Genomic DNA, 10,258 nt, shown 5'->3' on the forward strand with positions numbered 1-10,258 from the left:
CGACCTGCTCGACAACACCCTCACGCCCGGCATCAAGCAGCTCGGCGACTTCTTTAGTGCGCTCCGTGACGGCGGGCCGGTGCTCGACGAGATCAAGGGCTACGTGTATGCCCTCGCGACGGCGCTCATCTTCCTGAAGGCCCAGCTCATCGGCACCGCCGTCAGCAGCGCGTGGACCGCCCTGGGCGCCCGCATCGCCCTCCTGGGTGGTCTGCGCGGCGTGGTCACGGCCCTGGGCAGCAGTCTGGCCGCGTTCGGTGCCCGCCTGGCCAGTGCCGCGAGCGCTGGCCTGGCCTTCGGTGGCCTGAGCGGCGCCTTCGCTGGCATCGCCAGCGTGCTCCGGAGCGTCTCGCTCGCGGTTGGCGGCATCGCCGGGGGACTCACCCTGGCCGTGGGCGCCGCCGCCGCGCTGGCTATCTACGTCAACAAGATCCAGTCCGAGACCGCAAAAATCTACAATCAGGCCGACAAGATCGATCTGAATACCCAGAACACGGGCAGCAGGAAGATTCAGGAGCTGATCGCGCAGAACACCGAGCTCAGCCGCGCCAAGGCCAGGGTGCTGATTGTCACCCAGCAGATCGCCGAGGCCGAGACTGGACCAGTCACTGGCGTCACTGCCCTGGGCGAGCGCATCTACGGCCCCCGCGACGAGGTGAGGCTCAAAAAGCTGGGCACCGACCTGAACGCCGCCACCCGGAACGTCTCGACCCTCACCCGCGAGGAGGGCATCCGCGCCACCGTCGCCGGGAGCGCCCAGGCCACCATCAGCACCAGCCTCAGGCTCACCACCGACCAGATCAAGGCTCAGGAGAGCACCGTCAAATCGTTGCGTGAGACCCTCGGCAAGCCAGTCAAGATCTTTGGTGGCACGGAATTCAAAAACCAGCTCGACGAGATCGGCCAGCGCTACCTCGACCTGCGCAAACAGCTCTACGCCGACGTTAAGGACCCCAGGCAACTCGCCCCGCTCCGCAAGGCGCTGGACACCCGCCAGGGCCAGGAAACCACCCAGGTCCGCCGCGAATTCACCGCCAAGGCCGATACCAGCGCTGCCGATGCCGAACGCGCCGCCACTCAGGCCCGCATCCAGGCCATGCAGGAGGGTTCAGCCAAGATCAGCGCCCAGGCGGCTTTCGACGTGGCTGAGTTGCGCCGCCAGGCCAAAGAAAAGGCCAAGGAACTCTCCGACTTCCCCAAGCAGGCCACCGCCATCATCGCCGCTGGAGAGTCCCAGGTGCGCGGCGTCCAGGCCGAGGCCAGCCGCAAGACGGTGGAATTCGAGAAAGCTGAGGCCAAGCGCCGAGACACGGCGCTCAGGCAGGCCCGCGCCGACGTCGTGCGCCAGGCCACGCTCCAGCGCGAGCTGAGTAATCTCAACGTCAACGTGGGCGCGAAGATCGATGCCGGGAAACTCAGTGAAAGCGGCTTTACCGCCTTTACCCAGCAGCTCGAAGGGCTCAAGGCCAAAATCAAGGAACTGCCCGCTCCGCTACAGGTCACGTTTTCCGGGCTGCTGGCCCAATCGGGTGCCCTGGCCGTCAGTGGTAAGGCGGCGGCGGCCTCGGCTGCTGAATACGGTCACCTGAAAAGCGTCATCAAAGACCTCGGCTACGATGACCTGCTGGTCAAGCAACGCAACCTCGCCGACGATCCCAGCCGTCAGCGCAACCTGGCGCTGATCGATCAGGAAATCGCCCGGCGCCAGGTGCTGATCAAGACCCAGGCCGATCAGGTACTGGCCGAGGGCCGTGCCCAGTACAAAGCCGGGCAGGGCCAGGCGGTCATCGGCGCCTACGACGACTCGAAATCGGCCATCCAGGGCAAGCAGAGCGAAGCCCAGCTCCTGCTGGCCCTGGAGCGGCAGTCCGGCGCCGACGTGCTCCGGGCTCGCCAGGACGTCGCACAGGTCTCCGCCGAAACCGCGATTGCCCAGATCAGCAGCACCTACGACAAGGAAGTCGCGCTGGCGAAGGGCAATAGCGTCAAAATCGCCGAACTGGAAGGCCAGCGGGCGGTCCTGATCGCCCAGCGCCGGGCCGTGCGCGACCAGGAGCAGGGCCAGAACTTGCGGGCGAGTGGCCGTACTCTCGTCACCCTGACCAATGCGGCCAACGCCGAGCTGCTGGCCTCGGACGCCCGCCGCGCGGCAGGCAAGGGGGCCATCGGCAGCGCGGAGAGCAAGAGCATCCTCGACGAGTACGAGCGCCGCAAGGCTGCTGCCAACGGCAACGCACAGGCGCTGCTGGCCATCGAGCAGCAGCTCGGTGGCCAGGTGCTCCAGGCCCGGCAGCAGCAGGCCCAGGAAAGCGCCCGTGCCGATGTGCAGGGCCTCAAAGACACTTACGCCCCCCTGATCACGGCGGCGGACAAAGGCAGTGCCGAGGAAGCCCGCCTGATCGGCGAGCGCGACGGCTTGATCATCCAGCGGCGTACCCAGCGCAATATTCAACTCAAAGCCCTCGCGACCCAGTCCAGTCAGGACGAGGTGGCCGCCGTTCGGGCGGTCAGCGACGCGCTGATCGCTCTCGACGCCGAGCTGGCCTCGGCTCTCCTCTCCCGCGCCACCACCGAGGCAGGCCGCAAGCGCGACCAGTTCGAGCGCGACCTCAGTATTGAACTCTCCGATCTCGGCGACAACGAGCGGGCGAAATTCGAGCTGCTGGACCGCGAGCAGACCGCCCGCATCGCGCTGTCCAACCGCGCCGTCAACGCGCAGTCGGTGGCCGATACGGCTGCTGAGAACCAGCGGTTTGCCCAGATAGACAAGACCGGAATTGCGGCGCTACGTCTTGAAGAGATTGAGCGCGATCACCAGGCCCGGCTCACCGCGATCACCACCGGCGGCACCACCGCCAAGCTCAACGCCCAGCAGGACATCGAGCGGGCCGCCCTCACCCAGCTTGACAAGGCGAACGAGGCCGAGATCAAGACCCGCGTGGAGTCTCTGACCCGCAACCTGTCGAGCTTCACCGGAGCGCAGCGCGACAGCGCAAGGGCCAGCCTGAACGGGTGGCTGAAGACTTTCCAGGCCGCAGGAGTCGCCGGTCAGACTGCCGTCAAACTCATTCAGGACGCGCTGGGGAACCTGGCAGGCATCGACGCCGACGCCCGCAGGAAGGCCGCCGAACTCATCCCCAGAAACGAAACCGGGCAAGTCGTCAGCCTGCCAGCTCAGCAGAAAACCTTTACCGCCTCCCTCGGCGCCATCGGCAGGCCAGACGATCAGCAGTCGACCATCGACAGGGCCGCAGGTCAGTACGGCTCGAAAATAAGTCAGCTCAAAGACGACATCAAGGCCGTCACTGAGGGCATCCGCGCCTTGCAGACCGGCCCCAAACTCGACATCGTGCAGCAGGGTGACCTCAAGTACCTGCTCGACTTCCTTCCCCAGCTCAAAGGCCAGCTCGCCACAGCGACTCAGGTCGCCGCTGATGCCGGTAAAGCGGCGGGGGCGGCGTACCTCAAGCAGTTCACCGACCTGATCATCAAACCCCCTGACGTGGCGGCCGCGACCTCTGACCTCGCCTCTAAATTGGGCCGGGTCGGCAAGCCAGAGACCGCCAACGACGCCCGCGATAAGGCGGTGGGCCAGTTCGACAGCCTGAAGGGGGTCTACGACACCGGCGTCAAGGAACTGAACGCCAGGCTGGAGCTGCTGAAGGGGCCGAGCCTTACGCCCGACGAGCAGGCCCAGAAGGGCGGTTTAGAAGCGACCCGAACGCTCTATCAGGGATTTCTGGCGCTGATCGCCCAGGATGCGGCGGCGGCGGGCACCAAAGCGGCGGCGGCCTTTACCCAGAGCGAAGACGACAAGCTGCGCGAAGGCGCGTTGGCGCTGGCGGCGAGCAAGAAGGAACTCGCCGATATTCAGACCGAGACGCTGCCCCCTGAGGCTCGCCCGGCAGCCCTACGCGCCGCTTCGGTGGCCTATCAGGCCGCGCTGGCGTTGGTGCGCGACTACTACGCCGAGCGTGCCCGACTGGCCCAGATCGGCTTTGCGGCGGGCACCGTCACTGCCGATGAACTCGCCGCCGTCAACGGCAAGCTGGCGTCGAGTCAGAAGGCACTGACCGCCGAGATCACCACTGGGACCGACAGGCAAGACGCCGCCAATAAGGCCAGCGTGGACGGCATCACGGCCCTAAACGCTGCCAGGCGGGCTTACGACGCTGTGCTGGGCATCGTTGCGCCAGCCTACGAGTCGGAGATCGAGGCGCTTCGCAAACTCAAGGGTGAGCACGCCGACCAGGCGGCAGGGATTCAGCTCCTGATTGACAAGTACACCCAGCTCCAGAAAGCCCGCAGCGGCACTACGTCCGAGGGCCTACGCCTGGACTTCAAGGCCGGGCAGGCCGGGGGCGCGGAACAACTTCAGGGCACTGTCGCCAGCATTGCCAAGGGGTTCGGGGCACTCACCAGTCCGCTGTCAATCTTCTCGGCCATTCTGGAGAAGATCAACCCGGTCGGTGAGGTGCTGGCTGGCATGTTTGCGGTGCTGGAAGAACCGATCAAGGCGCTCCAGGAGCCGTTCCAGCAGATCGGAATACTGCTGGGTTCGCTGATCGCCCCGGTGCTCGAACTGATCGCCCCCGTGCTCACCGTCGTCGCGCAACTCTTCACGGCCCTCTACGACGCCATCGCCGGATTTATCAAGGCCATCACGTTCGGGCTCGTCAATATCGACCGCCGCGACCCCAATAAAAAGGCTAACGACAAGGCCAGTGCTGACGCGACGGGCACCAACGACCAGACCCAGCTCGATGTCGATTACCGCCAGGGTCTGATCAGCAAGGCCGATTACGAGCAGCAAAAACTCCAGATCACCCAGGGCCGCATCGAGCGCGAGCGCACCGCCGAACTTCTCGGAGCGAAAGGCAACGCCGAGCTCATCAGGGAAATCAACCGCAAATATGACCTCCAGCAGACCACTGCCCGGCTGGACACCCTCGACGATCAACTCTCGAAAAATCAGATCACCGAGGACGAGTACGCCCGGCGCCGCTACGCCCTGACGCACGACTACCTGGAGCGCGGCAAGGCGGACGCCCTGGCGGCGGCAGGCGACAACGCCGAGAAGCGCCTGGCCGTCGAGAAGCGCTATGCCCAGCTTGAACTGGACGCCCGCAGCGAGATGCTGGTCAAGCTCGCCGAGAAGTACCGCGCCATCGGCGAGACACTGCAGAACAGTATCCTCAGCAGCGTAAAGGACGGCTTGCTGTCCGCCCTCAAGGCAGGGAATTTTGGCCTCTTCCGCACTCAACTGAAAACCAGTCTCCGCGAGGCTCTCTTCGACGCGGTGGTCACAGCGGCCATCGAAAGCGCCGGGCTGACTGCCCTGATCCAGCCGTACATCACGGCCCTGACGAACGCCTTCGCCACGCCCGGCACAGAAGACGACAACGCGGCCATCGGCAACCTGCTGAAGCAGATCCCGGTCCTCGAAGCCCGCATGAAGCCGGTCTATGACGGGCTGGCCCGCATCAAGAAGGGGCTTGGCATCGGGAGCACCGACCCCGCCCAGAACAAGATCGAGGTGGTGGGCAACATCTCCACGCCGGAAGTCAAGATCAGCCTCGATGCGCTGGCGCTGCTGGGCGACATCATCCAAAAAGACATCCCCAGTTTCCGGGACGCCATGCTGGCTCATATCACGGCCCTGGCGGCGCACACGGCGGCGCTGCTGGGCAGTCCCCCGGCAGGGTCGCCACGTCCCGTTCCAGGACAGGGTGCCCCAAATCCAGCGGCAACAGCCGCCCCGGTGGGATCGGATCTTCAACCCGCACCGATCAGACCCACCGCGCCCCCCCTGCTCACGCAAAATCAGGCCGTTCCCGCGTTCGTCAGCGGCGTACAGGCGTTCGGGCTCTCGGCGGCTTCGCTGGGCACGACCGCCGCGCTTCAGAGCGCCGCTACCGACCGCTTCGTCCAGGGCGTCAACCTGTGGGCCACCGCCAGCGCGGCCCATATCGGCGCCATGAACGCCCACACTGCGGCTTTACAAACTGGCAGCGGCTTTACCCGCAAGTACACCGGAGGACCGTCATGAGACCACCACTACAAGGCCTGTGGCTGCCCAGGGAGGACATCCTCGGCTGGCGCGTCCAGATCGGATCGGAGACCTATGACCACACCGATCCTGGCCCGTTTGCCCAGATTGACATCGAGCTCGACGGGGTAGGCTGCCTGACCAGCGGTAGCGCGGCGCTCAAGCGGCCCCGCCACCCGGTTTTCCCCGGCTACCGGTTCACGCTCGAATTGTTTTTGCTCAGCGCGGCGCACGGCTGGGTGGAGGTCGGCACCGGCTTCGTGCCGCCAGCCAGAGAGGACGGGCGGGAGGAATACAGTCTGGAGCTGCGCCCGATGGAGGAACTCAACATCGGCGGCTACTTCAACGGCAGCCTGTTGACCGGACGAAACACCCTCGGCGCCGACGTGGGTGAATGGAACGAAACCAACGAAACCGTGATCAGCCGCATCCTCAAGCGCTCACCCACCGCCATGCTCGGCACCCATGCCGACGGGACGGTGATCCTGGCTCGCCCGGAAGACGGTCAGTTCGTGGAGGTCAGCCAGAACCGCTTCTATGGTTGGAAGGGCACCGGCCTGGTGACCCTGCCCTACGCCACAGAATCACGCTGGGACGGTGGGCCAGGCTGGCGTAAAGGCCAGTACAGCGGCATCGCCCGCCCACCCCTGACGCCGCGCAAGGCGATAGATGCCGGGTCCGTGACGTTCGTGGAAGTCGTGCAGCCGTCCGGGCCACCCCTGGTCCACGAGGAGGAACTGACCATCGGCCTGGTCGCCGACGACGCCGTCACCGGCACGGACGTGGGGACCACCCAGATGCTCAAGCGCAGCATCACCGCCGAGCAATACGCCTACGTGCGCGTCTACGATCTGGAAGCCTGGTACGAGGGCAGCTCGCTGCCGGGCCAGGACAACCAGCTCGTCACTGCGCTCAAAGACGAACTGGGCACGGCCCAGGGGGCCTACGCCATCGCCCACGACACCCTCGGACCAGACAATGCACTCACCGAGATCGAGCGTGGCAAGATGCTGGACGCCGAGACGGCCATCCGGGTGGCCCGCTTCCAGGGCGGGCAGCAGGAGAGCGACTACGAGCCGCTGAGTGCCAAGCTGAGTCTGGGGTTCGTGCTGGACAGCTTCACGGTAGACAGCGGGCACCCGCCCGCCTCGCTGATCACCGGCACCACCATGTGGGTCAGTAAAAAAAGCTGGGACACGGCTGCCGTTGGCGTCAATCCAGACAATACCGATCCAGATGCCTCCAGTTTGATTCATTCGTTTTTAAGCCCTGACACGATTGAAGTAAGCGATATGCCGATTGTCAAACTAGATGACACGGTCAGAAACACCCCGTTTCAGCAAGGCAATTTGACAATTCCCGACGGTAACTTTCGCGGGCCGCGTGGTCCGAAACTCGCAGAACTGATGGACAAACAGTGGCGCGAGGGGTTTGACCCGGAGGAGCCGCCAGATGATCAGGAGCCGCCTAGCCGGGCCTGGGACGGAAAATGGTACTTCTATATCGCGGCCTGGTGGCGCGTGGCTTCACTTGAAGCCGGGGGCAGTGAGCCGATGTCGGGTAACAATCCGTTTCGGTCCAGGGCCACCGTCATCCGCTGGAGCTATCCGGGCCAGTTCGGGGTCAAGCTCCTGGTTCCGCCGCCAGCACCCGCCGCGTTGTTCCTGCCGACCACCGCCGGGCCGAACGCGGAGGGGAGCATCGACGGCGCCCTACTGACTCCGGCAGTGGTGCCCGACGCCTACGACGAGGCCGTGGGTGTCCGCCGTCTGTCGGTGGCCAGCGTCCGGTTCACCCTGAACGCCTCCGACATCTCCAGCAGTTGCGCCATCGGCATCCTGCCGTACCGGGACGGCGCGTGAGCTGTGCTGAGCGGTATTTCGCCATCGATGACGACGGCTACGCCTTCCCGCTGATTCAAACGCTGAAACCGGCGTACTGGCTCGCACCCCTGCAGCCCAACGTCCACGGGTTCCCGATGAACGACGGGCAGGTGCGAACCGACGACTACCGGCGCAAGGCCGATGTGTTGATGCTGGAGGGCAAGCTGTACGGAAAAAACGAGGACGACCTGCATGCCCAGGCCGGGTTGATCCGCTCCTGGGTTCAGCGGATGCGCTGGCTTCAGCGGGCGTCCAGAGCGTCGCTCCGGTTGCTCGACGGCAGCGATATCGAACTGGGGACGGACGGAGCCAAAAGCAAGGTCGGCGTCCTGCGGGTCGTCGTCGTTGCTAAAAACCGCAAATGGATTCACCCACTCACAGGACTGGAGGTGACGGGATAGATGGCAGATTTTCGTTTGATCGGCAACATTGCCGGAGCAGAGGCCGCCACGGTCCGGCTCACCGTGACGTTCCTCAGCGACTACCGCGACGAACAGGGCCGGGTGCCGCCTCCGGTGATGCTCTTCAGCAAGCTGCCGGGGCAGGAATGGACCGCACAGCCGGGCGGCGGGACCGCCATCCTGATCGGGGCACTGGCCGGGCAGATGCCGCCTAGAGTCTCGGTAACCTACACCCTGATCCGGCCCGGCCTGCCACCGCTGGCCAGGGTGCTGGAACGCTACGTCAGTGGTAACACCGAGCCAGCTGGCTACTGGGACTTCACCCTGCCCGGCAGCGCGAGCGGTGCGCCGCCAGCGAGTCCTACCCAGGTCAACGTGCTGCCCGGCGTCGGCCCAGTCGGACCACGCGGGGCGGCGCTGCTGCACGGCGAGGGGCCACCAGCGGCGGGGCTGGGACTCGATGGCGACAGCTACGTCAGCACGTTGACCTGGGACGTGTCGATGCGCTCGGCCGGGGCGTGGGTGGCGGCTGGAAATATCAGGGGCGGGCCAGGGGCACCTGGTGCCGCTGGGTTGCCAGGGCTCAACGGGGCGGGCGGGGTTCCGAAGCCGACACCCGGTCAGGTCGGATACATTCTGGTGGCTGACGAAACGCAGCCGAACGGGTTTAGCTGGTACGCGCCGGGCAACAAGCTGAGAGTCCGGGCTCTGGGCGACGTGGCGATCAGCGGCATCAGCGACGGGCAGACGCTGGTGTGGGACGCGGCAGTCCAGAAGTTCAGGCCAGGTGACGGCAAAGCCGGGAGCGGCAGTAACCTTGATCCCGAAGCGGTGCAGGATCTGGTGGCCGCCATGCTGGTGCAGGGCACGGGCATCGCCCTGACCTACGACGACGCCGGAAACACCCTGAGCATCAGCTCGACAGCGCCAGGCAGCGTGCTCGCCTGGGGCGACATCACCGGCAAACCTGCCACGTTCCCCCCGTCTGCGCACATCCACGGCGCTGCCGACATCAAAGCCGCCCTGGCCGGTCTCCTCGCCCCAGGCACCAACGTCACCCTGACTACCGACGCTCAGACCGGCATCATCACCATCTCCGCAACCGGCGGCGGCTCAGGAGGTGGCCTGGACCTGGAAGCGGTGCAAGACGCGGTGGCGGGGATGCTGGTGCAGGGCAACGGCGTCACGCTGGCGTACGACGACGCTCAGGGCAAACTGACGATCGGCTCAGCAGGATTACCAGCAGGGGGCACAACTGGGCAGTTGCTGACCAAAAACAGTGCTACGGCTGGAGACGCCATCTGGGCCGATCCTGCGGGCGCGGGCTCTGCGCTGCTGGGACGCTGCGTGGCACGGAGCATTCAGAACATACCTGGCAGCGTTTGGACGCGAATTGATCTGGCGGGCGTATCGGATGCAGCCAATGGGGCAATGGCCGCCAGCGTATTTACAGTAATTCTTCCAGGTGTGTACAACATCTCGGCGGGCGCCGTGTTTACTAACCTGTCCGGCAATCATTATATAAATGTTGCCATACGCAAAAATGGCCAAGAGGCTATCAAAATTACCGAAATTAACATCGGTGGCGGCGCCTATGCGGCCACCGGATCTGGTGTTTTGCGACTGATACCCGGTGATGTCATTGAGTTTTACGCATATTTAGGCTCTGCGGCCTCCGTAGCCGGTGAATCAACTAAAGATTTAACAACATTGTCGATTGTCCGGTTAGGTGCGTGATCCAAAGTGATATACCCCACCCTCCTCACCCTGGCCCTGTGCGGCCCCTGGAGCCCTATGACCCTGATCACTGCCCTGACCCGCTCTCTCACCGCCCTGTGGGGCCGCTCCGCCGTCGTGATCGCCACGCCTGGCCCTAATCCTGATCAAGCTGTGCCCGTCGGCCAGGCCAACCCGCTACCGGTTGG

4 protein-coding genes are annotated in these 10,258 nt (G+C 65.0%); all 4 read left to right on the plus strand.

The features are described from left to right. Positions 1-6,049 (plus strand): hypothetical protein (locus Q0R23_RS13855; RefSeq protein WP_293913911.1); only part of this gene is annotated, 6,049 nt, incomplete at its 5' end. Beyond that, positions 6,046-7,911, plus strand: coding sequence for a hypothetical protein (locus tag Q0R23_RS13860; protein WP_293913912.1), 1,866 nt, complete (start codon positions 6,046-6,048; stop codon positions 7,909-7,911). The genes Q0R23_RS13855 and Q0R23_RS13860, both read left to right, overlap by 4 nt. Beyond that, on the plus strand, positions 7,908-8,333 hold the full coding sequence (locus Q0R23_RS13865; protein ID WP_293913914.1) for a hypothetical protein: 426 nt from the start codon (positions 7,908-7,910) through the stop codon (positions 8,331-8,333). Before Q0R23_RS13860 ends, Q0R23_RS13865 begins: the two co-directional genes overlap by 4 nt. Then, a complete protein-coding gene (locus tag Q0R23_RS13870) occupies positions 8,334-10,070 on the plus strand; it encodes a hypothetical protein (RefSeq protein WP_293913916.1) in 1,737 nt (578 codons plus the stop codon). Positions 10,071-10,258: the final 188 nt, after the last annotated feature.

This window comes from Deinococcus sp. (assembly GCF_025362455.1).
GTDB lineage: Bacteria > Deinococcota > Deinococci > Deinococcales > Deinococcaceae > Deinococcus.

Coding starts and splice junctions, on each gene's coding strand:
- Q0R23_RS13860 (WP_293913912.1), top strand. CDS start 6,046: ATGAGACCACCACTACAAGGCCTGTGGCTGCCCAGGGAGGACATCCTC.
- Q0R23_RS13870 (WP_293913916.1), top strand. CDS start 8,334: ATGGCAGATTTTCGTTTGATCGGCAACATTGCCGGAGCAGAGGCCGCC.